26 protein-coding genes and 1 pseudogene are annotated in these 24,958 nt (G+C 56.6%); 10 read left to right on the plus strand and 17 right to left on the minus strand.

Annotation, left to right across the window (positions count from 1 at the left end; all coding sequences use genetic code 11):
• Nucleotides 1–85: 85 nt before the first annotated feature.
• On the plus strand, nt 86–3,073 hold the full coding sequence (locus A7A09_RS13800; RefSeq protein ID WP_106691939.1) for a type I restriction endonuclease subunit R: 2,988 nt from the start codon (nt 86–88) through the stop codon (nt 3,071–3,073).
• A 70-nt stretch (nt 3,074–3,143) separates the two neighbouring features.
• Here the strand turns inward: A7A09_RS13800 and A7A09_RS21100 are convergent, their stop codons facing one another.
• Nucleotides 3,144–3,746 carry a hypothetical protein gene (locus A7A09_RS21100; RefSeq protein ID WP_211341135.1) on the minus strand — a complete coding sequence of 201 codons (603 nt, stop codon included), beginning with the start codon at nt 3,744–3,746 and terminating at the stop codon, nt 3,144–3,146.
• Nucleotides 3,743–5,506 carry a GmrSD restriction endonuclease domain-containing protein gene (locus tag A7A09_RS13810; RefSeq protein ID WP_106691940.1) on the minus strand — a complete coding sequence of 588 codons (1,764 nt, stop codon included), beginning with the start codon at nt 5,504–5,506 and terminating at the stop codon, nt 3,743–3,745. Before A7A09_RS13810 ends, A7A09_RS21100 begins: the two co-directional genes overlap by 4 nt.
• Before the next feature lie 213 nt (nt 5,507–5,719).
• Here A7A09_RS13810 and A7A09_RS13815 point away from each other — a divergent pair, with 213 nt between their 5' ends.
• A complete protein-coding gene (locus A7A09_RS13815; RefSeq protein ID WP_106691941.1) occupies nt 5,720–5,995 on the plus strand; it encodes a helix-turn-helix domain-containing protein in 276 nt (91 codons plus the stop codon).
• Between the two features lie 36 nt (nt 5,996–6,031).
• Here A7A09_RS13815 and A7A09_RS13820 read toward each other — a convergent pair whose 3' ends face one another.
• Together A7A09_RS13820 and A7A09_RS13825 are read right to left on the minus strand one after the other, a co-directional pair.
• Nucleotides 6,032–6,793: a hypothetical protein gene (locus tag A7A09_RS13820; RefSeq protein ID WP_106691942.1), complete on the minus strand. Its 762-nt coding sequence runs from the start codon at nt 6,791–6,793 to the stop codon at nt 6,032–6,034.
• Nucleotides 6,790–7,377 (minus strand): hypothetical protein, encoded by a 588-nt coding sequence (locus A7A09_RS13825; protein WP_148043668.1) that lies wholly within the window; start codon nt 7,375–7,377, stop codon nt 6,790–6,792. The genes A7A09_RS13820 and A7A09_RS13825 overlap by 4 nt, the downstream gene beginning before the upstream one ends.
• A gap of 64 nt (nt 7,378–7,441) precedes the next feature.
• Between A7A09_RS13825 and A7A09_RS13830 the strand changes: the two genes are divergently transcribed.
• The 4 genes and pseudogenes from A7A09_RS13830 (at nt 7,442) to A7A09_RS13845 (ending at nt 13,459) form a co-directional block, all read left to right on the plus strand.
• Entirely contained in the window at nt 7,442–8,119 is a 678-nt protein-coding gene (locus A7A09_RS13830; protein ID WP_106691944.1) for an SOS response-associated peptidase, read from the plus strand.
• Nucleotides 8,109–8,696: an ImuA family protein gene (locus A7A09_RS13835; protein ID WP_106691945.1), complete on the plus strand. Its 588-nt coding sequence runs from the start codon at nt 8,109–8,111 to the stop codon at nt 8,694–8,696. Before A7A09_RS13830 ends, A7A09_RS13835 begins: the two co-directional genes overlap by 11 nt.
• Nucleotides 8,623–10,107 carry a Y-family DNA polymerase gene (locus tag A7A09_RS13840; RefSeq protein WP_106691946.1) on the plus strand — a complete coding sequence of 495 codons (1,485 nt, stop codon included), beginning with the start codon at nt 8,623–8,625 and terminating at the stop codon, nt 10,105–10,107. The genes A7A09_RS13835 and A7A09_RS13840 overlap by 74 nt, the downstream gene beginning before the upstream one ends.
• Nucleotides 10,104–13,459: pseudogene (locus A7A09_RS13845) on the plus strand (error-prone DNA polymerase). The gene A7A09_RS13840 and the pseudogene A7A09_RS13845 overlap by 4 nt, the downstream one beginning before the upstream one ends.
• A 203-nt stretch (nt 13,460–13,662) precedes the next feature.
• On the opposite strand, the gene A7A09_RS20825 reads toward A7A09_RS13845, so the two are convergent.
• The 5 genes from A7A09_RS20825 to A7A09_RS13870 form a co-directional block, all read right to left on the minus strand.
• On the minus strand, nt 13,663–13,863 hold the full coding sequence (locus A7A09_RS20825; protein ID WP_106691947.1) for a hypothetical protein: 201 nt from the start codon (nt 13,861–13,863) through the stop codon (nt 13,663–13,665).
• A gap of 47 nt (nt 13,864–13,910) precedes the next feature.
• Entirely contained in the window at nt 13,911–14,270 is a 360-nt protein-coding gene (locus A7A09_RS13855; protein WP_148043669.1) for a hypothetical protein, read from the minus strand.
• Nucleotides 14,270–14,725, minus strand: coding sequence for a hypothetical protein (locus A7A09_RS20540; protein WP_148043670.1), 456 nt, complete (start codon nt 14,723–14,725; stop codon nt 14,270–14,272). The genes A7A09_RS13855 and A7A09_RS20540 overlap by 1 nt, the downstream gene beginning before the upstream one ends.
• A 108-nt stretch (nt 14,726–14,833) precedes the next feature.
• Nucleotides 14,834–15,346 (minus strand): hypothetical protein, encoded by a 513-nt coding sequence (locus A7A09_RS13865; protein ID WP_106691950.1) that lies wholly within the window; start codon nt 15,344–15,346, stop codon nt 14,834–14,836.
• Between the two features lie 273 nt (nt 15,347–15,619).
• On the minus strand, nt 15,620–15,835 hold the full coding sequence (locus A7A09_RS13870; protein ID WP_148043671.1) for a hypothetical protein: 216 nt from the start codon (nt 15,833–15,835) through the stop codon (nt 15,620–15,622).
• A 99-nt stretch (nt 15,836–15,934) separates the two neighbouring features.
• Here A7A09_RS13870 and A7A09_RS13875 point away from each other — a divergent pair, with 99 nt between their 5' ends.
• Together A7A09_RS13875 and A7A09_RS13880 are read left to right on the plus strand one after the other, a co-directional pair.
• On the plus strand, nt 15,935–16,168 hold the full coding sequence (locus A7A09_RS13875) for a hypothetical protein (protein ID WP_106691952.1): 234 nt from the start codon (nt 15,935–15,937) through the stop codon (nt 16,166–16,168).
• 174 nt (nt 16,169–16,342) lie between these two features.
• On the plus strand, nt 16,343–16,657 hold the full coding sequence (locus A7A09_RS13880; protein WP_106691953.1) for a putative quinol monooxygenase: 315 nt from the start codon (nt 16,343–16,345) through the stop codon (nt 16,655–16,657).
• Nucleotides 16,658–16,933: 276 nt separating this feature from the next.
• On the opposite strand, the gene A7A09_RS13885 is transcribed toward A7A09_RS13880, so the two are convergent.
• From A7A09_RS13885 to A7A09_RS13910, 5 genes are all read right to left on the minus strand, one after another.
• Complete coding sequence (locus A7A09_RS13885) at nt 16,934–17,392, minus strand: hypothetical protein (protein WP_148043672.1); 459 nt, start codon at nt 17,390–17,392, stop codon at nt 16,934–16,936.
• Nucleotides 17,393–17,518: 126 nt separating this feature from the next.
• Entirely contained in the window at nt 17,519–17,989 is a 471-nt protein-coding gene (locus A7A09_RS20545; RefSeq protein WP_148043673.1) for a hypothetical protein, read from the minus strand.
• 66 nt (nt 17,990–18,055) lie between these two features.
• Nucleotides 18,056–19,630 (minus strand): hypothetical protein, encoded by a 1,575-nt coding sequence (locus A7A09_RS20550; protein ID WP_148043674.1) that lies wholly within the window; start codon nt 19,628–19,630, stop codon nt 18,056–18,058.
• A 327-nt stretch (nt 19,631–19,957) separates the two neighbouring features.
• Nucleotides 19,958–20,389: a DUF3293 domain-containing protein gene (locus A7A09_RS13905; RefSeq protein ID WP_106691958.1), complete on the minus strand. Its 432-nt coding sequence runs from the start codon at nt 20,387–20,389 to the stop codon at nt 19,958–19,960.
• Between the two features lie 177 nt (nt 20,390–20,566).
• The gene (locus tag A7A09_RS13910) at nt 20,567–21,097 is read right to left on the minus strand and encodes an HD domain-containing protein (RefSeq protein ID WP_211341136.1); all 531 of its coding nucleotides are present in this window, start codon (nt 21,095–21,097) and stop codon (nt 20,567–20,569) included.
• A gap of 1,377 nt (nt 21,098–22,474) precedes the next feature.
• Here A7A09_RS13910 and A7A09_RS13915 point away from each other — a divergent pair.
• Both A7A09_RS13915 and A7A09_RS13920 read left to right on the plus strand, forming a co-directional pair.
• On the plus strand, nt 22,475–23,008 hold the full coding sequence (locus A7A09_RS13915; RefSeq protein ID WP_148043675.1) for a hypothetical protein: 534 nt from the start codon (nt 22,475–22,477) through the stop codon (nt 23,006–23,008).
• Nucleotides 23,009–23,166: 158 nt separating this feature from the next.
• Complete coding sequence (locus A7A09_RS13920; RefSeq protein ID WP_148043676.1) at nt 23,167–23,622, plus strand: hypothetical protein; 456 nt, start codon at nt 23,167–23,169, stop codon at nt 23,620–23,622.
• Nucleotides 23,623–23,742: 120 nt separating this feature from the next.
• Here the strand turns inward: A7A09_RS13920 and A7A09_RS21870 are convergent, their stop codons facing one another.
• From A7A09_RS21870 to A7A09_RS13935, 3 genes are all read right to left on the minus strand, one after another.
• Nucleotides 23,743–23,865, minus strand: coding sequence for a hypothetical protein (locus tag A7A09_RS21870; protein ID WP_281277601.1), 123 nt, complete (start codon nt 23,863–23,865; stop codon nt 23,743–23,745).
• Nucleotides 23,866–24,048: 183 nt separating this feature from the next.
• Nucleotides 24,049–24,531 (minus strand): universal stress protein, encoded by a 483-nt coding sequence (locus A7A09_RS13930; protein WP_106691962.1) that lies wholly within the window; start codon nt 24,529–24,531, stop codon nt 24,049–24,051.
• Nucleotides 24,532–24,585: 54 nt separating this feature from the next.
• Complete coding sequence (locus A7A09_RS13935; RefSeq protein ID WP_106691963.1) at nt 24,586–24,909, minus strand: ArsR/SmtB family transcription factor; 324 nt, start codon at nt 24,907–24,909, stop codon at nt 24,586–24,588.
• Nucleotides 24,910–24,958 lie beyond the last annotated feature (49 nt).

The following is a 24,958-nucleotide window of genomic DNA, read 5'->3' on the forward strand; positions in this document are numbered from 1 at the left end:
ATTGACGTAGCCGAGGACGCGCCGTGACCCTGAGTGCCCCTTATCTCGCCGCCTTCACCGCAACTCAGGCAGGGAGGGCGGCATCATGACGATTTCAGCCCAGAGCGTTCACAAGGAGAAAATCCTCCAGGATCATCTGATTGCTCAACTTGAAAGTGGCGAAGGCTACGAACGCCGCGACCCGAAGGTGGATTACGACCGCGCCCTCGCGATGGATCGGGCTCTCGTTCTTCGCTTCATCCAGAGCACACAGCCCGAGGCATGGGAAAAGCTGACGCAGCACTATACCGCGTCGGCGGAGGAGGTGTTCTTCAAGCAACTCGAAAAAGCGCTGAAAGATCGTGGCCTTCTCGATGTCCTGCGCAAGGGCATCAAGATCGTTCCTGGCATCGCCCTGAGCCTTTGCTATTTCCGTCCTGCCAGCGGATTGGAACCCAAGCGCATCGCAGAGTATCGGGCGAACATCCTGTCCGTGATGGACGAGGTCGAATACAGCCAGAAGCATGGAGGCCGCCTCGACGTGGTGCTCTTTGTCAACGGCCTGCCGGTCGTCACCATCGAAGCGAAGAACCTTCTGACCGGCTCGACCTTCCGCAATGCTGAGAAGCAGTATCGCGATGACCGCGCTCCCGCAGGCGAGCCGCTCCTCACCCTCAAGCGAGGCGCGCTTGTCCATTTCGCGCTCGATGAAGACAATGCATCGATGACCACACGGCTTATGAACGGGAAAACCCGTTTCTTGCCGTTCAACCGGGGACGTGACGGCGGAGCCGGCAATCCCGATGTCGAGGACGAGCACCGCATTGCCTATCTCTACAGGTCGGGTTCCTGGGGCGAGGCGATCTTTTCACGTTCGGTCCTCCTCGATGTCATCGGCCAGTTCATGCATCTGGAAGTGAGCGGGAAAGACGAAGTCATGATCTTCCCGCGCTTCCAGCAACTCGATGCGGTTCGCAAGATCATGGCACATGCCAAGGTCCATGGCACGGGAGCGAATTATCTGATCCAGCACTCGGCAGGCTCTGGAAAATCAAACACGATTGGCTGGCTGGCCCACCACGCGATCAATCTGCATGACGGGACCGATCGCCAGGTTTTCAACACGGCAATCATCGTCACCGACAGGGTCGTGCTCGACAGGCAGCTCCAGGGGACAGTCACACAGTTCGAGCAAACCACTGGCGTCGTGAAGAAGATCGACGGCACGTCGCGCCAACTTAAGGACGCGATCGCCAAGGGCGCGCGGATCATCGTCACGACCATCCAGAAGTTCTCGACCGACCACTTGCGGGAACTTTCCGGACAGGGAGACCGCACCTTTGCCGTGATCGTGGACGAGGCGCATTCAAGCCAATCCGGCAAGAGCGCCCAGGCGATGACGGACGCGCTGACGCGTGAGGCCAATTCAAGCGACGACATCGAGGATCTGATCGCGGAATATCAGAAAGCGCGAGGACCGCAGGCGAATATCAGCTTTTTCGCGTTCACCGCCACGCCGCGCAACGTCACCCTGGAACGCTTCGGCGTGAAGGGCGCCGACGGGCATCCTCACCCCTTCCATCTCTACTCCATGCGCCAGGCCATCGAGGAAGGGTTTATCCTCGACGTGCTTCAGAATTACATGACCTACAAAGCGTATTATCAGCTCGAAAAGGCGATCGACGATGATCCGGAGCTGAGCGGCCGGAAGGGGCAGCGCAAGGTTGCTCGATATGCCAGTCTGCATCCCACCGCGATCGGTCAGAAGGTCGAGATAATCGTTGAGCATTTCCGCCGCCACGTCATGCATGAGCTGAACGGGCAGGCCAAGGCGATGATCGTCACCCAGAGCCGCGAGCACGCGCTCAAATACTTCTTCGGCGTGCAGAACTACATCAAGGCGCAGGGCTATGCCGACCTGAAGGCCCTCGTAGCATTTTCGGGTGATCTTGACGTGAACGGCGAACCGACAACCGAGGCTGACCTGAATGGTTTCGCCGAAACTGAGCTCCCTGGTCGTTTTGACGGTTTCAAACCGGACGGCACCGCATATCCGGATACCTATCACATCCTGATCGTGGCCGAGAAATACCAGACCGGTTTTGACCAACCGAAGCTGTGCGCCATGTATGTTGATCGGAAGCTTTCCAATCTCCAAGCGGTGCAGACGCTCTCCCGGTTGAACAGGACGAGGGCAGGCAAGGATCGGACATTTATCCTCGATTTCCAGAACACGATCGAGGACATTCAGAACGCCTTCCGCCCATTCTACGAGGTCACAACGGTCGAGGCGATGTCCGATCCCAATCAGGTCTATGATCTGGAAGGGCGGCTCTACAAGTTCGGCTATCTCGACAAGGACGAGATCGAACGCTTCGCCCAGATCTATTTTAAGGGACCGCTCAGCACCGCAGACCGGCCGCGACTTGAGGGGCTCGTGCGCCAAGCCGTCGCCCGGTTTGACGCTGACGATGACGAGGGACGGCAGGAAGAGTTCCGCCAACTCCTGAAGAGCTTCAATCGCTTTTATGCCTTCATCGCGCAAGTCATCTCGCTTGATGACACCGGGCTGGAAAAACTGGCATCCTATGGCAGCTGGCTTTCACGCTTGCTGCCGAATCGTGAGCTTCCCCCGGAGATTGAGATCACGGAGGACATGCTTCGCCTGCAGGCTTTCAAGGTAGATCAGAAGGAACAAGGGAGCGCGTCACTATCGCCTGGCGATACGCAAGCCCTCGCCGCCATCAGCGAATTCGGCGCGAAGCCTTATAATGAAGACGAGAAGAAGGAGCTGTCAGAGATCGTGCAGGCGTTCAATGACCGGCACGGCACGCAGTTTTCCGAGGCAGACATGATCCGCTTCGAACAGGTCAATCGGGACATCCTCGATGAAGACCTGACCGAGATGCTGCGCAACAACCCACCGGACGTGGTGTATTCCGCTTTCGCTCAGGCATTCTTTCAGGGTGCGATCCGCATGTTCCAGCGTGACAATGAGATGCGGAACATCGTGCTTTCCGATCCGGAAGCGCGTGATAAGGCAACGCGGCATTTCTTTAACCGTGCGCTACGGGAAGCGCGGGAGTCTGCCTGATCTTTACCGAAAATCACCCCGTGTAAGACGCCGCCCCAACCGACTATCCCGCCATCCGCTTGCTCGCACTTCAGCCAAATCCAATGGCAATGACGCCGACCACAAACAACAGAACTGGCCCAACAAATGCCAGAAAACCGAGCAAGACCCGTTTTCCATTGCCGGAGGTCGCGTGATCGTCTGGAATCTGTTTTGCCGTATCGGGCATTGCCTGGGGCATTGCGGCCGACTCTGCCTTATCAGGATCATGGTATTGCAGATGAAATGACTTCATGCCTGCGATGAGCACTTTCATCTGGGAGACATTCTCGACAGTGAAGCGAACAAGATCGGCATGAGCGAGGTCGCGCATTTGCTTCAAGGCGGCATGTCGGCCATATCTGCGCGGTTTTCCCGGTTCGACTTCCCGGTTCAGATCGGAAGCGGGATATTCCTTGCACTCTATTCCCAGATTCATCAGATCGCGGGCGAATGATTTTGCGACCCACAGGTTGGCGCGGGAATTCTCGCCCTTCTCGAACATCAGCTCGATGCGATCGTCATTTACCGATCGGAGAATATATCGGGCGACCGATTTACCCTGATGACCGCTGGGATGTTCGACGGCAGCCTCGTCCAGAAGTGCCAGGCAGGCCAGCTTCAACTCCTCGCGGTTCATCAGGGTATCTTTCATGCAGCTTTCCTTCCGACCAGTTTCAGCAGGCTTTGCCGGATCAGTTTTTCGCGCTCGCGCACGAATTCCGGTAGCGTGGTGACGTCCCAGAGGTCGGCCTGATCCGGAATCATGTGACACTTCAGGAACTCGCGGTCACGCCCGGTGATCCAGGACCGGAACGGGATTGCGCTCTTCTCTATATTTTCATCGGCACGCAGGAGCTGAAGATTGCCAAGGCTGTTCGCGGCCGCGATGATTTCCGCGATCCGGTGTTCGGGCAGGTTACGCCCCCGCAGGACGTTCTTCTGGGCATCCGCCTGCGGGATGATGTGATCCACATGCCAGTTCGATCCGTTCCAGTCGAGTCCGGGATAGAGCAGCGACAATGCCACGAAGGTGCGGGGCCTGCCATACTGCATTTCCAGCAGTTCCTCGATGGTTCGCTCATCCACCTGGGACAGCCGTCCACCCTTTGCCATGGCGTCGAACAGCTTGGTCACCGGGAAATCCCGCGCAATCCGCAGATGTTCGCGGATCGTCGCCCGTGCCGTCGTGATGGTCTGGTCGGAATGGCCGACGAACGCGCTGACCAGCAGGCTATTCAGAAGCCAGTGGTGCATCGCGGCGGCATTGGCGCCTTCGAACTCGCTCGATCCGCGGAAATCGAAATCCGGCGTATTGTAGATATAGTAGACCAACGGCATAATCGCGTTCAGCGACCCGAGGTTCTCGCCGGTGATCCCGTGCCGGTTCAGCAGCCGGAAGGTGTTTTCGATCGCCCGCTTGATCGATTCCCATTTCTGCTCGATCTCGGCGATGGCCTGGGTGGTGAAGTTCCTGACATTGTAGACCACGTCATAATCGCAGGCGACGAGGCAGGCTTTCAGCACGAAATCCCTGCTGACCTTGTTGGGGGCGCCGAGATCCCTGTTGATGTAGTCGACAAACTTGTAAATCTCATCGCGGGCGGAGCCACTTGACCATTTCGAGGTGATCATCGACAGCAACAGGTCCGCTTTCGAGAGCTTCACCCCGCCATCATTCGCGCGCACGAAGATATCCAGCACCCGGTCGGGAGACTGGTCGGTCTCGGTGTGGAAATTGATCGCCTCGTCCTGCCAGACGACCCGATGCAGCCGGCGCAGGATGTCTTCGGCGATCTGGTGATCATAGGATGTTACCCCGTGGTGCAGTTCCGATTTTACCTTGGTAATCAGCCCCTCCAGGCGTTCCTCGGTCGCGTAGTCCAGGATCGCGCCGACCTTGAACCAGTGATGCCGGTGGGTATCCGCTGGACGTCTCTCATGGAACGCGAAGCCATAGGTCACGCCAAGTTCGCTGTCATTTTCCGGGTCCGTTTCCGCCGGATCTTTCAGCAGGTCGATATACAGGGTCTTGATCGACCAGGCGGACGGGTTGGACCGGCGGGCACCCTTCGCCTTTTCCGAGAATGTGCCGCGCAATCCGATCAGCAAGGATGTCATGCGCTGCTGACCGTCCAGCACCAGAATCGTCTTCCGTCCCACGGTCGAAGTGGGTTCATTGCGAGCGTCCTGGCTGTAATTCTCGATGAATTTATAGCTGCGCACCTCGGCCTTGGTCGCCTCGTCGATCGCCCAGAACATGAAGGAACTGATCGGATATCCCTTCAGCAAGGAATCGAAGAGGGCAATGATCTGGGATGACGACCAGACGAACGGGCGCTGGATGGCCGGGAGCAGATAGGTGCGGTTCACATCGTCGATGACGGTGCCGATGGTGCGGGAAGCGTAATTCATGATGGACTCGGAAACGGGGACCGGGAACGGCAGCCTTGGGCTGGCTGCCAAACGGATGGGACATATGCCATGCAACGGCAGATCAATCTGGCATGGGAGGTCCCCTTGTCCCTGTAATTGTTCTGTTTCCCGGATAATGGCGAACGCCATTTATTCTCAACTAGAACAACTGTTCGTGGTGGATTGTCAAGCCGTGCGGAATGGCTCCATGCCATGGACCGCAGCAATCAACATCTCGTCGCCGCATTCGCCGCAACCTTGCGGGATGCACGTGAGGATGCCGGAATGACCCAGGAGGAGCTGGCCGAGCGGGCGGACGTATCGGTCAGATTCATCTCGTTTCTGGAAACCGGCAAGCGTCAGCCCTCGCTCAGCGCTCTGGCGGCGGTTAGCGAAGGGCTGGGGATACCGATGTCGAAGCTGATCGTTGCGTTGGAGGAACGGGTTGATCTTGGTGATAATCCCAATCCAGCCGTAAGGTCTTCATAGCCGCACTATTCTGCAGATCCTGGCAGCAATGAATGTTTAAGCGGCTTCCAGAAGATTCTGATAAACCTGATCGTCCACCCGACGCTCGATCACATTTGCGTTGTGAGCTAGAACACCAAGATATGTCCCAAGCGCCTTTTTATTCGACACGACCGCGACTCTGCCGGGCGCGTCATTAATTCTAGCGATGTCGCTGAACTTGGCTGCGGCATGGACAATTGAATTGGGGTGCTTGGAAACCGCCTCAAACGCTACACTATGATTTTGCACGGTCACGAGAGACGACACGTGCCACTCGGTATTTGATGCCCCCAGGATATGTGCGTCACGAGCAATGCTTGCACGTCCGAACACTGATGAAAGCCTTTCATAAAGGATAGTGTTGTCGTCGCGGTGTTTGCGCTCGCTCACTTTCATAGCAGTTATGTTCACCGCTTCTTGCGACGAATTGGCTATTGTAGCGATCGCTCCCGGCAGTTGTTCTTTGGACACCCTGAGGACAAAGAATGAGTAACTGTCAAACTGCACGCCGTTTGCTTCCGCTATGCTTCTTGCCACTTTCTTGAAAATGGTTTCACCGTTGATGAGGCTAGCTTCTTCATGTCCCGCGCCAAAATCCGACACCAGAAACTCGTCGCCTGCTTGCTCTACACGAATAACCACATAACCTCCGCTGGCATACATGAGAGGCGTGGTCACATAATGGCCTCCAGAGATCAGCTCATGCGAGACTAGTTGTGAGGCGGCGGCTCGCACAACATCTTGAAATGTATTGCTGTCTCTGGTCTTTACGGTCATATCATCTTACTGGTCCACGGAGGAGCGGGGATCCCCGTTACCCCCTTGATTCTAAACTTAGTTTCGACGAAAGCAAGAGCCTCGTCATAACTGCCAATTTCTTGTTGCACCGGAACTGCGATGGGTAGGTTACCCTTTCTGACCTGGTTTTGGGAATAAGCCCAATTCAGATCAAACGGGTGAATATGAGTCCCGGTCAGCGCTATATATCGATATTCGAGTGGACCTAGCCCCTTATTGTTGTGGGGCGATCGGGGTCGCCATTCGAAGCGAACCATCGGGACACCCTTCGGGTGCTGAACGGACTCGTATTCAATCTGAAATGTGACCGACCTATCCGGCATGTATATGTGGGCTGATACGGTGAAGCGCAATCCTTCCACGGTCACGCCATTGATATCGAGGGGACTTACCAACCGAACAAACTCGTCCTTCTCCCGGCGCTTCCAATCGGGATCAACGGACAACTCCTTGTCGGCACTCCAGAATTTCTCCAACTCCTCGGACATTGCTAACGGATAGTGCACCTTTCCTTGGCTGGCGAGCGAAAATTTATGCCATTGCAGTTCATTGACTTCCCGCACTCGCCTTGTTCTGGCATTGTTCCTTCCCATCCGAACCTACCCTGATTCTTCGCGAGTGCCGCCGATGTGCAACCTTTACAGTCAGACCAAGAGCCAGGACGCCGTGCGCCGCGTCTTCGTCGATGATGTGCTGGAGGACGAGGTCGAGGATGTGATGGGCAACCTGCCGCCACAGCCGGGCATCTATCCGGATTATTCGGCTCCGATCCTCCGGCACGGCCCAACTGGTGGCTGGCAGCTTGCCATGTCGCGATGGGGTATGCCGACCCCGGCAAAGTTCCTGGAGGGCAAGCGCACCGACAAGGGCGTGACCAATATCCGCAATACGGGCTCACCCCATTGGCGACGCTGGCTGGGTGTGGAGCATCGCTGCCTGGTGCCCTTCACCAGCTTCTCCGAGATCGACAGCCGGCCGGGCGCCCCACGCAATTCCCCTGTCTGGTTCGCCTTCGGAGAGGAACGCCCACTCGCCTTCTTCGCCGGGATCCGGACCGAATGGACCTCGGTGCGCAAGCTGAAGGAGGGCGAGGTCACGACGGAGCTGTTTGGGTTCCTGACCTGTCCGCCCAATGCCGAGGTGGGTGCCGTGCATCCCAAGGCCATGCCGGTGATCCTGACGGAGCCGGAGGAATGCCGGCGCTGGCTGACCGCACTGGCCGAGGAGGCGCTCAAGCTGCAACGTCCCCTGCCAGATGGTTGTCTGCAGATCGTCGCCGAAGGAGTGCGTGAGGATGCGGCCTGAACCCGAGCTGGAGCAGATGCTCTCGCTGGCGCCATCGCGGGTGCATGAGGCGGAAGGGCTGGGGCGTCGCGCCTTCGCGCTCTTCCAGGCGGCACGCCATGATGCGCCTCTGGTCTGGGTGCTGGCACCGCGCGCAGAGCACCTGCCGATGCTGCGTGGCCTGCCCGACGGGGTCGGAGATCGGCTACATGTGATCCGCCCTGCAAGTGAGACCGATCTGCTCTGGGCGGTTGAGGAGAGCCTGCGCGCCAATCCGGTCGGGCTGGTCATTGCCGAGCCCTCGCTGCCGCTTTCGCTTACCGCTGGGCGCCGGTTGCAACTGGCAGCAGAGGCAGGTCGCACCACCGGGCTGATGCTGATCCGCGAGGGCCAGGGCAGCAATGCCGCCGAGACCCGCTGGCATTGCGCGCCGGTCGCGGGGGATGCGCGGGACTCGACTCTGCATCACTGGTCCCTTATCAAGAACAAAAAGGGAACAACTGGAAACTGGAACCTGCATTGGAATGGTGCGACGGCTGCTTTCGATCTGGTTTCCGCGGCTGGCCAGCGACACCGAGCTGCGGAGACGGCCCGCTGAAGGGGCCTTTGCCCTGATCCTGCGATCGGGCAATGCCGATCATCTGCATTGCCTGACCCGGAGCGCCGAACAGCGTGGTCTGCGTCGCGGCATGGCCCTGGCAGATGCCCGCGCCATCTGCCCCGATCTTGCCACCCGTCCCGCCGATCTGACGCGCGAGGGCGCCGCGCTCGCCGCCCTGCGCCGGTTCGCCATCCGCTATTCCCCGATGGTGGCGCGGGACGGATCGGACGGGCTGATTGCCGATATCACCGGGGTGCCGCATCTCTTCGGCGGCGAGGAGGAACTGCGCACCGATCTGCATGCCAGGCTGGAACGTGCCGGACTCACAGTTCGCAGTGCCATCGCCGGAACGCGGGGCGCAGCATACGGGCTGGCGCGCCATGGCAGCGGGATCGTCCCGGAGGAAGGACTGGCAGAGGGGATCGCTCACCTGCCGGTCAGCGCCCTGCGGATCGATGCGGATACGGCGCAGGCCCTGCAGCGCATGGGACTCAACCGGATCGCCGACCTGACCGCCCAGCCTCGTGCACCCCTGGCACGCCGCTTCGGCCCGCATCTGCTCCTGCGGCTCGACCAGGCGCTCGGATGGCAGCCTGAACCGGTGTCTCCCGAGAAGGACGCCCCGCGTTTCAGCGTGCGGCTGACCCTGCCGGAACCGATCGGCCTGCAGGGAGACGTGATGGCAGGGCTGTCGCGCTTGCTCGACCGGCTTTGCGAGACCCTTGCCCAGCTTCACCGGGGCGCGCGCCGGTTGCGGTTGGACCTGCACCGGGTGGACAAGGAGATGGTGCAGGTAGAGATCGGCCTTGCCCGACCCATGCGTGAGCCAGACCGGATCGCGGCACTCTTTGCCAAGGGCGTCGAGGAGATCGAGGCCGGGTTCGGCATCGAGGCGATGCGACTGACCGCCCATGTGACCGAGCCGCTTGCCCCGGTGCAGCTCGAAGGCGGTGCGAGCGAACGCCGGGAAGACGCGCTGTCCGATCTCTTCTCCCGTCTCGGCAACCGCCTGGGCTTCGACCGGGTGCTGCGCCTCCTGCCTGCGGAGAGCAAGATCCCCGAGCGCAGCTTTCTGCTGGCCCCGGCAGCCTATAGCGAAGCGGAAGACCCGCCACCCCGGCGCGGACCGGAGCGACCGATCGTGATCTTCCCACCCGAACCGGTCATGATCGGCGGGATGAGCCAGCCGGGTCATCCGCCCGCGCGGTTCCGCTGGCGACGTATGTCCTTCACGACGCTGCGCGCCACCGGACCGGAACGGATCACCCCGGAATGGTGGTTCGACGATCCCAACTGGCGCTCGGGCCTGCGCGATTACTGGCGGGTGGAGACGCGCGAGGGACCACGCCTGTGGCTGTTTCATACCCCGCAGAACCCGAACTGGTCGGTGCAGGGGGAGTTCGCATGACCCCCTATGCCGAGCTTTGCGTGACGAGTAATTTCACCTTCCTGCAGGGTGCCTCGCATCCCGAGGAGCTGGTCAGGCGTGCTGCCGAGCTGGGGCTCTCTGCCGTCGCCATCACCGACCGCAATTCGGTGGCGGGCGTTGTGCGAGCCTTTTCCGCCCTGAAGGAACTGGAGCGTTTGCGCCAAGAGGCCCGCGAAGCGGCTGGCGTATCGCAGGACAACCCCAATATCTGGTCCCGGCAGGTGACCGACCATTCCAGCCGACAGGTGATGCAATACGCCTCGCCGAGCGAGGGACCGCGCATCCCGCATGACGGACCACTGCCCCGGCTGATCCCCGGCGCACGGCTAGTCTTCACCGACAGCGAGGTGGAATGGCTGGCACTGCCCAGGGATGTCACCGCCTGGTCGCGGCTGACCCGGCTCCTGTCCTTGGGCAAGCGGAGGGCGGGCAAGGGCGAATGCCATCTCACGCGCAAGGATCTGCTGGACTGGGGCGCTGGCATGGTGCTGATCGCCCTGCCGCCCGATCCGCTGGAAGCAGGGCGCAACAGGGAATTGCTGGGCGAACTTCGACGGATACGGCATGCCTTTCCCGATCAGTGTTTCCTGGGGGCTGCCCCGCACTATGACGGGCGCGACCAGATACGTCTCGATCGGCTGGCGCAGCTCTCGCAGGCGACAGGGTTGACGATGGTGGCGGTTGGCGAGGTGATGATGCACCGTTCGGCCCGGCGTCCACTTGCCGATGTGCTGACCTGCCTGCGCGAGGGCTGCACCATCGACAATATCGGCGAGCGCCGCCTGACCCATGGCGAGCACAGGCTCAAATCCGGTGCCGAGATGGCGCGGATGCTCCATCGCTACCCGGCCGCCATCCGCCGCACGCTGGAGATCGCCGATCAATGTGCCTTTCGCCTGGACGATCTGCGCTATCAATATCCCGATGAGGCCCGCGACGGCGAGCCCGCCCAGGCCCGGCTCGAACGGCTGTCCCGCGAAGGGCTGCACTGGCGCTATCCCGATGGGGCACCAAGCAAGATCACCGCGCGGGTCGATAAGGAACTGAAGCTCATCGCCGCGATGGATTACGCGCCCTATTTCCTGACGGTCCATGACATCGTCAGCTTCGCCCGCTCCAGGGATATTCTCTGCCAGGGGCGTGGTTCGGCGGCGAACTCCGTCGTCTGCTACCTGCTCGGCGTGACCGAGGTGCCACCCGAGAGCATCACCTTGATCTTCGAGCGCTTCATCTCCAAGGAACGGGGTGAGCCGCCCGATATCGACGTGGATTTCGAGCATGAGCGCCGGGAAGAGGTGATCCAGTGGATCTATGAGCGCTACGGGCGTCATCGCGCCGGGCTGACCGCTACAGTGATCCATTTCCGTTCCCGCGCCGCGATCCGCGAGGTCGGCAAGGTCATGGGACTCAGCCAGGACGTGATCGCGCGGCTTTCGGGGCAGATCTGGGGCTGGTCGGACACGGCGCCCAAGGAGGACCGGATGCGCGATGCCGGGATCGATCCTGCCGATACCCGTGTGATGCTGGCCGCGAAGCTGATCGGCGAGATCATCGGCTTTCCCCGGCATCTTTCCCAGCATGTCGGCGGTTTCGTCATCACCCAGGGCCGGCTGGACGAGCTGTGCCCCATCGAGAACGCGGCCATGGAGGATCGCACCGTTATCGAATGGGACAAGGACGATATCGATGCGCTCGGGCTGTTGAAAGTCGATGTGCTGGGTCTCGGCATGTTAACCTGCATCCGCAAGGCGTTCGGCATGCTGTCAGATCACCGCAGCCTGGAGCTGACACTGGCCAATGTGCCGCCCGAGGACAGCCATGTATATGACATGCTCTGCAAGGCGGATGCGATCGGCGTGTTCCAGGTGGAAAGCCGGGCGCAACTCAATTTCCTGCCCCGGATGCTGCCGCGTAAATTCTACGACCTGGTCTGCGAGGTGGCAATCATCCGTCCCGGCCCGATCCAGGGCGGCATGGTGCATCCCTTCATCAGCCGCCGCCAGGGCAAGGAGAGTGTCGAGGATCTGGGACCGGCGATGATGGAAGTGCTGGGGCGCACCTATGGGGTGCCCTTGTTCCAGGAGCAGGCCATGCAGATCGCCGTGGTCGCCGCCGGGTTCTCACCTGCCGAAGCCGACCGGCTTCGCCGCTCGCTTGCAACCTTCAAGCGGATGGGCACGATCGGTGCCTTTCGGGATCGCTTCATCTCGGGCATGCTGGCGCGCGGCTACGCCGTGGATTTCGCGGAACGCTGCTTCGCGCAGATCGAGGGCTTCGGCTCCTATGGCTTCCCCGAGAGCCATGCCGCGAGTTTCGCGCGGCTGGTCTATATCTCCGCCTGGCTCAAATGCCACCATCCGGCGGTCTTCACCTGCGCGCTTCTGAACAGCCAGCCCATGGGCTTTTATGCCCCCTCGCAGCTCGTGCGCGATGCGCGGGAGCATGGTGTGGAGGTGAGGCCGATCTCGGTCAACCACTCGGAATGGGATTGCACGCTGGAGCCGCGCCTGGACGGCGAACTGGCGCTGCGCTTGGGGTTCCGCCAGATCAGGGGCATGCGCGAGGAGGATGCCGACTGGATCGGGGCGGCGCGCGGCAATGGCTATGCGGATGTGGAAACCTTTGGCGGCGGGCGGGGCTGCATCCGGCGGTGCTGGAGCGACTGGCCGAGGCGGATGCCTTCGCCTCCATCGGGCTGTCACGCCGTGATGCGCTCTGGGCGGCTCGGGCATTGCGCGCGCCCAAACCACTGCCGCTCTTCGGCAATGACGGGGAGGGTGGACAGGAGCCGGAGGTCACCCTGCCGGCGATGACGCTCGGGCAGGAGGTGATCGAGGACTACCTGTCGCTGCGGCTCAGCCTGCGTGCCCATCCCGTGGAATTGCTGCGCCCGAAATTGCCCGAAAGCCTGCCCCATGACCGGCTGCCGATGGCGAAGGGGCGGGTCACCGTCACCGGGCTGGTGATCACCCGCCAGCGTCCCGGCACGGCATCCGGTGTGATCTTCCTGACGTTGGAGGATGAGACCGGCGTGTCCAATGTCGTCGTCTGGCGTAAGATTTACGAGACCTTCCGCAAGGCGGTCATCGCCGGCCGGTTGCTACGTGTGACCGGCAGGATCGAACGCGAGGGGCAGGTCACGCATTTGATCGCCGAGCAGGTCGAGGATATCTCGCCGATGCTCTCGACGCTGGCGCGACCCGTGATGATTGACGGCGATGACGAGGGAGTGGGTGAGATGCAGCACACTACCGGTGGCGGTGTCCGCAGTTCAGCCCGCCATCCGAGGGAACAGGCGAAGAAGCTCTTTCCGAGCCGGGATTTTCATTGAGGAGGTAGCTCCCGGACCAAGCAATAATATTCGCTGACGTGCGTGGATAGGTCTTGGCTATCCTCTTACCAGACAAGTGTAACCGCTCATTCAAAAGACTTGTTACCGGACGGCCGACAGTGGCAATATACCTGAACATGGGGCAGTAGGCAGATATAATTGGGGCGCCGTCCGCAAACCTGACTTCACGGACGGCACAGTTTTTATGCGACCTCTTCGTCCAACCAGAGGCCGTATTCATTTGCCCTTTTGACAAGACGGCACAGCCGGGCATTCGAAAGCTTCAACTGGTAAGCTTTGCCCCCATACCAGGGGGTAATTTCACCAGAGTGCAGCCCGGCAATCTCGGCTTCAAGGCCGCGCAAACGCCGGTCGAAATCCAGTTCGCGATCATGATCAGACATGCGATCAAGGGCGTTCCGACGGGGCAAGTGATGAGAACGTATAGACATTATGCTGCTTTCAGATCGTCACCTTCCACAGGCTCCAAATCTTCCACGAAATTGCCGATTTCCTTAGATGCGGCTGAAATGTTGCCCAAGGAAAGATGCAACATCTTGAGCAACTCCCTGATCTTGGCAATCTCGCCTTTGGACAGGATTGACTGCCCCTCCACCAAAAGCTGTGCAATCGTGATTACGTCTTTACTCCGTTCGAGTTCAGCCTCATTGATTTCAATCAGTCTCATGACGCAGTCGAGGAGCGAACGACCAGCCGCCTGGGCATCGTCATCACAGCGCTCAACGGGAGCATGCCGATATTTCTCAGCTGACTGCTTTACCAGAGTCTGAAGCGCAGGGTTCATTGCCATTATGCTGCCTCCCGCCGATCCGGCGTTGCGGGAAGGATGAAGCGAGGGTTTTCTACCCAATCATTATATGCCTGATCATCGATCTCCTCGTCACCTGTTTCTTCTGGCTCCGGCACACGAGTGGCTTCAGCTACAGAAGCAAACTCCTCCTTCAACACACGAAGCGCTTCCAAAAAACCTTCAAGATCACCGATTGCTACCCCGATTTCATATGCGGGATCATCGCATTCACGAAGTTCTTCAATGATCCTTTCAGGCATCTCTGCATCCAAACAGCAAGATTCGCACCCGGCAAAGCCGAAGAAATGCCATTCTGCATTTTCGTGACTCACTAAGCTGTCGACCAACGTTGAACGAGTTCCGGTCCGGATCGGAGCATCAAGGAACCGGTTAAACAGCTGCTGTTCCGTCAAGGTTGATGATCCGTGGATGATCGTGTTATCAGTATTAGACATGCGATTTACCTCTTTGTTTATCGCGTTTCAAATGACGAGGGCGGTAGGTCGTCCGCAGTTTTGCAGGCCGGGGAAGTCCGGCCGCCCTTGTCCTTCCCATTGGGCAATTCAGCCCGTCACCTTCCACTGCGGGAAGGTCCAGCGGACCTGCTTATCAAGCTGATCCAACATCTTGTTCAGGCGCGTCACGTCCTTGAGCGCGGCCTTTCGTATCTCAGGGTCCGACAGGTCAGACGTTTCGATTTCGGCGAGCCGTGCCTTGATTTCGGATTTCTTGTGATCGCTTACGTGACTTGCCAAATCCTTTGCGGCTGCCAAGAGGCAGTCCACCATCAATTCCGCCCTTCCCAGTGAACCTGGCATTTTATCGAAGAAGCCATCGTCCTTTGCTCCAACGTCCAGCGTGAATTCTTCCGGTCCGCGGTCGTCACTGAACTCGGGGGTTGGTATTCCCATAAGTTCAAACGCATTGGCAAAGTCAGAGCTATACGAGTGGTCCTCGGGTAATGCTTCATAGAACGGCGTATTGAATACTTGGTAAGCCGCAAGATTTGCCGCCTCTTTCCTTGCCTTTATCCTCTCACGATATGCGCGCTGGCTTTCGGCTGGTGTCATGGCCATGGTGATTCTCCTTTCTCAATAACACTAACACTATCGCGTTAATGCTTGCAATAAAAATTTTCGAAAAGACCCATCAGCGCAAGTTTGCGTCGCACCAGGGCTTCTTCAGCGCGTTGATTTATTAGATAAATTTTATGACTCTCAAATCGCTTCGCGGCAGGAGATACAGTTGATACACTCTGATCCAGATGTTTCAGAATGCCTGTCGCGTTCTATTCTCGTTGCCTCAAGCATCACACAGGCATCAGACAACCGCTCAGCCTTTACCGCTGGTCAGTTGGCCTCACTGCCGGTCTCCATGATCCTCTGGATATCTGGCTGCGCATCACCCGATTGGCGGTTGACACGATCGCAATACGAGGCCGAGCCTTTCTGCCTGTTCCGGCTCAGCCGACCGGCACGACGGGATGGAGGATCGAGTTCCGTATCACCGCGGGCATCGGATGCATCCCCATCGATCTGAGTGAATTTTTCTAGGACTTCGGTCATTCCCATCGAACTCCCGACGCACCGCGTCACATCCCACCCGACAGCGACGGTCGCGCAACTTACTTTGGTCACGTAATCAACTGATAACGTGAGGAAGCTATGCCGAAAACCGAGATTGATCACGTCAAGGGTCACAACCTGCGGGTCATGAGCTCTGCCAATTTCGCCAAGAACGTCGCGCTGATCCTGTGGGGCTCGGCGGGTCTGGGCGCCTACTTGCATGGCTGGTCGGCGAAATGGCTGGTGATTGGCTATACTATCGGTGGGGCGTGCTGCTTCGGTCTTGCCCTTTACCTGCTGGGTAACCTGGTCAAAGAGGTTGAAGACAAGTGAGGCATCACAGGTCGGGGGTAACCTCGGTGCCGGCGTCGGCGAACCGGGGCAGCACGGCGGCGATCGAACAGATCTTGGCTCACGTCACAAATGGGGTTGCTCGATCGTCAATATGACATGGGCAAGATGTCCGATCATCAGCGGCTGTCGCCGCAACGTTCGAGGAGATGAACCATGAACACCAAAGCACTTTACATCAAACACAGGGCGCAACCCGGCAAGCGCGAAGAGGTAAAGCAGACATGGGAGAAATATGCACGCGCCTACATCGAGAATGCGGATGGTCAGATCGCCTACATCTATGGTTATGACGACACCGATCCCGACGCAATCGTGGCTTATCAGCTTTTCACCGGCGCAGCTGCAACGGATGATTTCGTCAAGCAGCCATGGTTCATTGCGTATGAGCAGGAAACGGCGGCACTGCTCGCCGGGCCATCGGAATTCCGGACCATCACGCCACAATGGATAAAGGGTAGCGACGCCTGAACGGTCAATAGAGCCCAGGGACTAACCGCCGTCTCGTCGCCGGGTTTTCTCACATTATCCTGATCGACATCATTGTCTCGGAGGATCACTTGTCCGCAATTCAGGGATCGCCCTTCGCCGCTGGCACGGCTGCTCGGTCGGTCCCGCACCCCAGTCATTCCTTCTTCCACTCACCGACATCAGATGCCGGCGAAGCAAATGGCCCTGACCAGTGGTCAGCACGAGTTGCGATCTCTTTCGGACTATCGTGAGCATGGTGGCGCGTGTCGTTTACTCTTAGTTGGACGATTCGAACCTGCCCGAAAGGACGACGACAGATCCGTCATCCCGAATTTCACGCCACTCATCGATGCGGCGCTGAGGATCTTCCATAGGCTTCTCATAGACGACCCGAAAGTTCGCCCCGACTTCTGCTTTCAGCCGCCTGGCCAGCTCCAATCCACGGGCGTGAAAACTATTCCAATCGAGGATCAGCTCAGGCTCCTTGAGCGCATGCCTCTCCCAATCATCTGAATCCCCGTTGGCTTCCAGAGGTCTCCACGAGGCAGATTCAAACTCGAAGATCCATTCTTTGAATGCCTCGAACAAATCATCCGACATTGGGTGACTGCCGCATCGCCCAGTTGCATCACAGCAATTGCCTCCAACTCCTAGGCTATTGTCTTCCGGCCCATTCACCCACAGAAATGGTCCCATCCCGAAGTCGGGCATGACAGTGAGGGTGGGAATCATCATTCCGTTGTTTCTTGTGGTTTGAGGTTCAAAGGATAAAGATCCTAATATCAAAGGGTATCTGACGAGCATACGGCATGTCAACACGCCCTATGCCACCAATAACTGATAACTATTGTCTTCGACATATCAACGCAACTTAACTTTCAGCAATTGCAAAGATATATTGATGATTTCTTTTGGGTTAGAGGCGAATATTAGAGTTATCGAGGATGTCATTCCTGGTCCTTCCGAATCCTCTAAAGGCCCGGGGTAGCGGCTCCCTCCCGCATCCTCCAATAGATCAGTCAACATTCTAATGAATGCCGTTCTATCAACAAAAATATCCTCGTCTCCGTCATTAAACTCAGCGGCGGCTTGTTCCCAAATTCCCTGTAGGTTGAAGTCGACGAGACTTGGCGAGGTTTTCGATGACAGGTGATGTAAAAAATCATGATTAATAAGATCATAAAACTCTCCGTCACGATCATATAACTCTCCTCCCAGACATTCGCCAAAGGTGTTATCGATATCGGCGACGAGATGGCCACAATCTCCATAATGCTCGGCTCCGCAGAGAGGGCATATCGGCTCTTCGCCTGTATCTGGATTTACTGTCACTACCTGAACCTCTGTCCTGCGCCCTGGAAATTGTAAGCAACGCCCTGCTACAAGAAAACAAATCTTCTAGCCTTTCAGTGCCCAATGAACTCTAGGTTTTTCAGCTCCTTTCAAGTGATCGCAAAGCAATCTTGGGAACTCACCTGAAGATGAAACGTCTCTACAGTTCTTGAGGCTTTCAATATCGCTATCACCCCGAATGGGGATAAAAGTCATGTATTGCGGATCATCTCCATCCTTCCAATCAATGACTTCATAAAATTCATAGAAATATTTCTGTCCACACAATCTACATTGGATCTGCTGGTAGGTGCGATGTTCCTGATCATCGTAAACTTCAATTTGGACAAAGCGATCAAACACCCCAAGTTGCGCAATTCTCTCTGGGTGAGTCCATAAGTCACATCGCATGAATGCTATACTCTCAGCTACATCGCTCTTACTTTTGGATGTTAAGTTATTATTTTTCATCTGGTCGACTTCTTTCTCGCCGAAATTCCTTACGGGGCGTCGAACCATCTGAGTTTCATTGACGTATGTGACTCGATCCAAATCGACTCCCTGCTTTTTGTATAGCTCCGGCATCAAAGCATAGGGATTGGGGTGATACAGCTTGATTTCGTTTACATGCATCGGCGAACAAAACTCATGTTTCAGGATCGCTGGGTGCGCCGAGACCCAACCGCTCCTCTGATCATACAAAAACACCCTCACGTCATGCGGAGTGCCGATTTTCATCGCGGGGTTTCCATCAACGTCATAAAGTCTGACAGGAATCGTTTTCATTTTTGAGAGGGCTCGTTGCCATTGATAATTCTTTCGCAGTTCCAATTCATATTTTGCAGCTGAATAGTAGTAACGTGCGGTGTGAAGGAGCGATCTCTCGCTCATTACCTCTACTTCCCAGTTGGCCTCAATTTCGTTTTCTGCGATGATAGGATTCCACAGAAATTCCTCGATGCTCTCGCGAAGTTTCTTCTCCTCAATCCCTTCGGGAATTTTTGCCGCACAGAGAGCGGATATTTCGAGATTGCTTAATCCTTCTAAACTGCACCTAGCGCGTTCTAATTGTGTATCGTTATAGCAAAAATCCCTGAAACGCGCCTCATCAGCAAGAATCGTAACAAGTGATAGTTCCGCAACTGCATCGTGGTCTCGGAGCTCGTTCCAATTTGAAAGTTTATCCCACCTTTCAAAAATTTCCGGATGAACGGGTTCCCATTGCGGAAGCGGATCGTCAGTATGATAGATATACGCACGCCCACATTTTTTGAGCTCGTGCTGGCTTCCCAGGGCGACACCAAATGCGAGCGCGTGGGAAAAAATCTGCATGGGCAGAGACAAGTCTGGATCTATCTCCAACAACTTCTTTGCTTCCGGGGAAGGCCGTCCGTTATTCGGCAGGGGGCCAAAACGCCGCTCTAAAGACTCTATTGCCTTTGGGAACATTTCCCGAAATGCAGTTCCGGTATGTATTTGCGTGGCATCGGCGAGTGCGCGCGGATTAACATTTTTCCATCGAGCGTTTTCGTCGACCGAACTAGCGGACCCGTCGTAGAAGAAGGCTTTTTTACATTTTGAAAGATCGGAATTGTCGCCTATAGCGATAGCTGGCTCGTCGCCCCACGAGAAAAGCAGCATGCTTGGAACTCCACAAGAGCGTTTGTTCGATAATTGCAGATCAAATTCTCTCTCATGTCAAGTGTGGCTTACCTGGCGCGCTGATGGGGGTCGGGTGGGAAATCTTATAGACCAACGCGGCATGGTGCGTCTCCAGCATGTGAGATGGTTTCGGTTTGCGAGAGCTTTCGGCTTAGCTTAACTTCTGAAAAGCCTATTGAAGCCGGTCTACGTTGGAGGCGGTGAGCATTAAACATGTTGCCTGGGCCAGCACTGGCAGAAATGGCTCGCTCTACCGGCTCCGGCTCCGGGTCCAGCTACCGATTGGGCCAGATCACCATCATGACATTACTGTAGAAGGATGAGTTGAGGAACTCCATCCACATCCATCCAGACGATCGCGTTCTGGGAAAACTCGCTGCCGAATGATTTAGCAGTGTCTAGGTCGATCCCAGGCACAAAGACGCTCTCCTCACCAGGCCAATCACCTGTCGGATCTACCCCTATTCCCGTCCACACAAGGTATTTGTTGCGAACCAATTTATCGATTAGTGCAGCTTGGGCGGCTTCATTCTGTTGGTCGGTTGCTTTTTGACTCAAGGGATTCCATGCCGTGAGAAATGCTGCGGACGAATACCCAAGCGCCAAGTAAACAGCCTTTACTTCACTTGAGGGGATCCCGATACGCAGGGTAAACTGCCGAGGCTCCATCACGCGGAATTCGGTATTAAGATATGCTGCCAACAGATCCGTAGAAAGTCCTTCACTTTTGGCACCCATTGTTTCCTACCTCTTTATTCTCGGACGCACGAGCCAAGGAGTCGATACATGAATATTCGCCTAACGGCCACCTCAAAACATAGTATCCGTCATCGTCACCGAGTGTATTCAGCTTGAGTTCAAGGCGTTGTCATCTGCGCGAGTGCTTCGATGGTGCGACCCTTATCATCCGAGTTCTCATTCTTTTTGAGGGGTCAAACGCCGAGCACGGCTCGCCGCATTCTCGAAGGCTCGACGCATTTCGTTCGGGATCTTCAGACCGGCGACCACCGCTTCCGCCTTGCGAATATATTTTTCACGCTTTTCCGCATCCCAGTTCGGCGGAGACGCGACCAGGCCGCCCATGTTGGAGGTCTGATCAGCCGTCTTGATCAGGGCCGCGCCCAGCGAAAGATTGGGTGCGTGAGCGATCTGGGCAGCCCGCTGTTCGGCCTTCGACAGTTGCGGGTCGTCAGTGACCTCGTCCACCAACTCGGCAATGACGGGGCCAAATTTCTCCGCTATCTGATTGATCGAAGCATCGGTATCCTCGACGACATCATGTAGCCAGGCTGCCGCTATCACTTCGGTCTCGCCTCCGAATGCCGCGACTAGTGCGGAAACCTCGGCAAGATGGTGTGTATAGGCAATTGGCGATGGGCCTTTTCGGATTTGCCCTTCATGCTGTGCAACAGCGAAGGCGAGGGCCTTCTGGATCAATTTTTCCATTCTGTTTCCTGCTAGTTGTGGGCATACAGTCAAGTTTATGAACGCGGGCAGCGTGTGAGAAGTTGCGGGTAACTCTGCGCTCATGAGCTTGATAGTATAGCCACCCGCGAATTTCTCAATCGCTAATGCTGATACTTTGAACCGCAGAGTCATGAGAACAAAAAGGCCGACCGCATCGTGTGGGCATGGAGGGTATTTTTCCCGCGTTCATGTTGAGGCGCGGGGAAATTTTCCAAACTCAATCCTCTTCAGTTTGCGTAACGTTTTATTGCACTTCTGCGAGGCAGGCGTTTACTAAATTGTAAAGGTTTTTCCGGGGGCGGGTTGCATTGCTCTTATTTTCAGTTGGGATTCCTTGAGCGTGAGTGCAGGAGTAATTATTACGCATCGTAGATGAATATAAAACTTCTACTGGACGAAATTCTACGCCACCGCCAGCTTCGTGTTACGCTGCGGCTATCAGATATCGGCTGTTGTAACGTCAATTTTCCGATTCATAATTGACATGAAAAACAATCGATGGATTAATGCGTAAAACTCAAACATGTGCCGGATATACAGGTAAGATAATTAAGGGCCAATGAAAAATTTAATAGAATGCCTTGTAATAGGTGACAAATGTAATTACCCCCATTGATATTGCCCAGGCGGGAAGAATGGATCGCCGGAATGACTTTGTTATGGACGCGGAGAGTAAGGCGGCAAACACACCAATTACTAACGCCAATGCGGCTTGACCTAAGATGGCTCCCATAGCTTCAGGGCGGCTAATGGGAAAATTATCTTCGCTCCTGAGTGCGTAATATGAATACAGGCCCATGGGGATGGTTAGAAAGAATGACGCCAAGGACAAGTAATCTAATCGCGACATCTCCCGGTCCTTTGCAGTTGCCAAAGTTCAATTGTGATGCATCCGACTTAAAGGATTTGTCGTCGTCGTGCAAGAATATCCAGTGTTGAAGGACTCGCGTTGAGATACAATGGTCCATGACACGAGCATGAAACCATGCGAATTGGAGGTGATGTGACGGCCACTAACGTGGTTGATACATCGATATGAGGCGATTTTTTTGATCATGCCCGGTTTTTGTTAGTAGGATCAGCGGTATGGTCGAGTTCCGGTGCGACTGCTATTTTAAGGACATTAAGGACGGTGCCTTCTGCACCATTCACTCGTAAATGTCGTGGAAACATTGGTCGCGACTACCCCTGTTGGCTTGGCTGCTCGGTCGGTCCCGCATCCGAGCCATTCCTCCTTCCTTTCCCCTGGGCTGTATGCTGACTAGCAGGTGGCTCTATTGGACTCGGAAGCAAACGTCTCTTGATCCGATCCGCGAGTTGTCTATCCTTTATGCAGGTTCTGCCAGGGATCAGATGATGAGACTTGCCGCAGCTTTGATCGTGATGACAGCCGCAATGGGAAGCTCCGCGGGGGCCTGCACTTCCATTGAAGTTGAGTCGCCGCGCATTGAACGTGGCGAAGGCTGCTCCGTCAGCTATCATTCGCCCGAGCTTTCCGTCAGTGCTCAGCCTGCCCGACGGTTGACCGATCGGTTCGTGCGGCAATTCATCACCGTCGGTAGCTGTGTGGGTGAGGAGATCGTAGTCTATTACGATTGCCAGGATCAGAAAGGTGTCTGGCTGGGCGGTGAATTCGAATTGATGGGATTATTCTCGCCCGTGCCGCATTCAGGGCCTGGTCTGGCCGAGACGTCGAGCGGTCCCGCTGATTATTTTGTTCGCCACGAAGAGCCGATGCCAGGACCCGGTCTGACGATTGAGGCATTGGCCGAGAAGGCACGGACCTTGCCCTGGATTGCTCAGAGCGGTCGGCTGAACCAGTCACGCATAACCGTTGAAGGCAAACCTTTCGATCTGTCCTGCGGCTGCAAGCTGCCGATTAGCCGCTGAATGCGCCATTCTGCCCTCCTGATCGGAAATCGCCATGGACATGACATCGTTCAAATGATCAATCATCTTATTTGCATTTGTAATCCATGGGTTTGGGGGACCAACCTATTGGCCTTGATGATGGGCAGCGGCACTTAATGAGCCTTAGATATCCGGTCATGTTTGGTGCGACCCTGATCATGGCGATTTTGGCGGTAGCCCACGCCATTCCGCAAGTGAGCGATTCATACGGGCAATCGGAAAAACCCCGACTAATCTCGGCGGACGAAAGCATTGTCTGCTCACGCGCCTCGTATCTGGCCTATCGCAAGGTTGGAACAGAGATCGGCGAGTTGATGCTGGATTCCAGTCCTATACCCAAGAACGCCGCCGACAAGCAGCGGATCATCGACGCGCTTGCCCAGGTCACACCGTCAGGAGACGGGACGCAAGTCTTCGTATCTTACACTCCGACGGGCAAGGTGTTCAGCACTACCTGCGCGGCTTCCACGTGCACCTTGGAAGAGATGGAAATTCCCATGCAGGCTTGCCTGACCGAAAATTGGGACAATTGCGTCCATTCGTTGGTCCGCCATGCCGGCACAAATTATTGCCTTCTGGAGGCGTCGAACTGATACCTCTCCGGTCTGATTGGGGTGGCCAGTGGGCAGCACCGACACCATTGAAACTGGAATGACCATCATTTCCTAGGCTACTCTTCCAGTTGGCTGAAAGTCACCAATTCGGCCTGATGCTCAGTCATCGCGCCCCTTCACTTCCCAGGAGGTGGTATCGTGATCGGGATGCTGGTTGTTGCTCTTCTTGATCGCCGCCGCCCAGTCGTCCCCGTTGTTTTCCGTTGCACCGGTATTTTCCATGCCCGTGATTCTATCGTAAGCGCCACGTCGCCCACCTCCTGCCAATCCTGATCTGAAGGGTGCATTCTCCTTTGCGTGTGTGCCTGCATGGAGGTTTTGGATTTGGCACGAGACGGCAAAATGGGCGTCTATTTGGACGGCTCGTCGGAAGGCGGAGTTTCGCGGGTTCAGTCCGGTCGCGGTCTACCCGTCCGAAAGAACGGTCAGCGCGCAGCGGTTCGAAAGCCTGTCCAGCATAGATGTGTTGAAATGCGGCTTGCCGAACTTTAGATGGCGCCTCCCAAGCACAATGAGATCCGCTCCTTCGGCCCGCGCCACGCCGCAGATCGCTGCCACAGGGTTTGCACTCCGCGTCAGGCAGGCTGCGCTCTCCAAGCCAAGTTCCGCGGCAAATCTCATAGCTTGATCAACACAGGCGCTGACCGCTGTGTTGATCACTGGCGGCATCGGGGTGGACACGCCTTCAATCCGGGCATAGGCGTTGAACCCCTCGCTTCTTCCTAATCGCTTTCCGAGAACAAGAAAGCTCAACTGCGCGTTGAGGCTTCGAGCCAACCGAGTAGCGCGCTCTGCGGATCGACACGACTCTTCTGTTCCGTCTACCCAGCATAGTATGTGGCTAAACGGCGTGCGGTATTTGCTATGAACTTGGGAAGAATCAATCATGTCGATACATCCAATTATATAGTCATTTTTTGCGAAACTTTGCCCGGTCGTGCATCACGCCGCGCCTTCCCGAACGAGTGTTACGCCTTGGCAGCACTTTGATGTGAGAAAGGACAAGGCTGCGTTCATCGCATCATAGTTTGCGCGGTTCACAACCTCTCGCCCCCTTCGTTCCTGCGCAACTAGGCCTGCCGTGATCAACGTCCGCAGGTGATGTGCCAGCGTTGAAAGGGGTAGATTTGTATGCTCGGCAATCTCCCCGACAATCATGCCGTCCCGCCCCGCGCGGACGAGCAGGCGGTAGATTTCGAGACGTGCCTCGTGGCCAAGTGCGGCGAGGGCGCGTGCGGTAGTAGCGGTGGTGGCGAAATTAATCATAGCCCATTATAACTAGTTATGTGGTTGTGATCAAGGTTCTTAGGTGCTG

This window comes from Paracoccus methylarcula (assembly GCF_003007735.2).
Lineage (GTDB): Bacteria > Pseudomonadota > Alphaproteobacteria > Rhodobacterales > Rhodobacteraceae > Paracoccus > Paracoccus methylarcula.

What these genes read in the sequence shown, in the direction of transcription:
- A7A09_RS13865 (WP_106691950.1), bottom strand. Translation starts at nt 15,346, where the DNA reads ATGGCCATGACACCAGCCGAAAGCCAGCGCGCATATCGTGAGAGGATA.
- A7A09_RS13875 (WP_106691952.1), top strand. Translation starts at nt 15,935, where the DNA reads ATGCCGAAAACCGAGATTGATCACGTCAAGGGTCACAACCTGCGGGTC.
- A7A09_RS13920 (WP_148043676.1), top strand. Translation starts at nt 23,167, where the DNA reads ATGTTTGGTGCGACCCTGATCATGGCGATTTTGGCGGTAGCCCACGCC.
- A7A09_RS13855 (WP_148043669.1), bottom strand. Translation starts at nt 14,270, where the DNA reads ATGGCAATGAACCCTGCGCTTCAGACTCTGGTAAAGCAGTCAGCTGAG.
- A7A09_RS13835 (WP_106691945.1), top strand. Translation starts at nt 8,109, where the DNA reads ATGCGGCCTGAACCCGAGCTGGAGCAGATGCTCTCGCTGGCGCCATCG.
- A7A09_RS13910 (WP_211341136.1), bottom strand. Translation starts at nt 21,097, where the DNA reads ATGGAAAAATTGATCCAGAAGGCCCTCGCCTTCGCTGTTGCACAGCAT.
- A7A09_RS13915 (WP_148043675.1), top strand. Translation starts at nt 22,475, where the DNA reads ATGAGACTTGCCGCAGCTTTGATCGTGATGACAGCCGCAATGGGAAGC.
- A7A09_RS13810 (WP_106691940.1), bottom strand. Translation starts at nt 5,506, where the DNA reads ATGAATTACGCTTCCCGCACCATCGGCACCGTCATCGACGATGTGAAC.
- A7A09_RS20550 (WP_148043674.1), bottom strand. Translation starts at nt 19,630, where the DNA reads ATGCTGCTTTTCTCGTGGGGCGACGAGCCAGCTATCGCTATAGGCGAC.
- A7A09_RS13870 (WP_148043671.1), bottom strand. Translation starts at nt 15,835, where the DNA reads ATGACCGAAGTCCTAGAAAAATTCACTCAGATCGATGGGGATGCATCC.
- A7A09_RS13840 (WP_106691946.1), top strand. Translation starts at nt 8,623, where the DNA reads ATGGTGCGACGGCTGCTTTCGATCTGGTTTCCGCGGCTGGCCAGCGAC.
- A7A09_RS13800 (WP_106691939.1), top strand. Translation starts at nt 86, where the DNA reads ATGACGATTTCAGCCCAGAGCGTTCACAAGGAGAAAATCCTCCAGGAT.
- A7A09_RS20540 (WP_148043670.1), bottom strand. Translation starts at nt 14,725, where the DNA reads ATGTCTAATACTGATAACACGATCATCCACGGATCATCAACCTTGACG.
- A7A09_RS21870 (WP_281277601.1), bottom strand. Translation starts at nt 23,865, where the DNA reads ATGGAAAATACCGGTGCAACGGAAAACAACGGGGACGACTGGGCGGCG.
- A7A09_RS13830 (WP_106691944.1), top strand. Translation starts at nt 7,442, where the DNA reads ATGTGCAACCTTTACAGTCAGACCAAGAGCCAGGACGCCGTGCGCCGC.
- A7A09_RS13820 (WP_106691942.1), bottom strand. Translation starts at nt 6,793, where the DNA reads ATGACCGTAAAGACCAGAGACAGCAATACATTTCAAGATGTTGTGCGA.
- A7A09_RS20825 (WP_106691947.1), bottom strand. Translation starts at nt 13,863, where the DNA reads ATGTCTGATCATGATCGCGAACTGGATTTCGACCGGCGTTTGCGCGGC.
- A7A09_RS21100 (WP_211341135.1), bottom strand. Translation starts at nt 3,746, where the DNA reads ATGAAAGATACCCTGATGAACCGCGAGGAGTTGAAGCTGGCCTGCCTG.
- A7A09_RS13905 (WP_106691958.1), bottom strand. Translation starts at nt 20,389, where the DNA reads ATGGGTGCCAAAAGTGAAGGACTTTCTACGGATCTGTTGGCAGCATAT.
- A7A09_RS13885 (WP_148043672.1), bottom strand. Translation starts at nt 17,392, where the DNA reads ATGATGATTCCCACCCTCACTGTCATGCCCGACTTCGGGATGGGACCA.
- A7A09_RS13880 (WP_106691953.1), top strand. Translation starts at nt 16,343, where the DNA reads ATGAACACCAAAGCACTTTACATCAAACACAGGGCGCAACCCGGCAAG.
- A7A09_RS13935 (WP_106691963.1), bottom strand. Translation starts at nt 24,909, where the DNA reads ATGATTAATTTCGCCACCACCGCTACTACCGCACGCGCCCTCGCCGCA.
- A7A09_RS13930 (WP_106691962.1), bottom strand. Translation starts at nt 24,531, where the DNA reads ATGATTGATTCTTCCCAAGTTCATAGCAAATACCGCACGCCGTTTAGC.
- A7A09_RS13815 (WP_106691941.1), top strand. Translation starts at nt 5,720, where the DNA reads ATGGACCGCAGCAATCAACATCTCGTCGCCGCATTCGCCGCAACCTTG.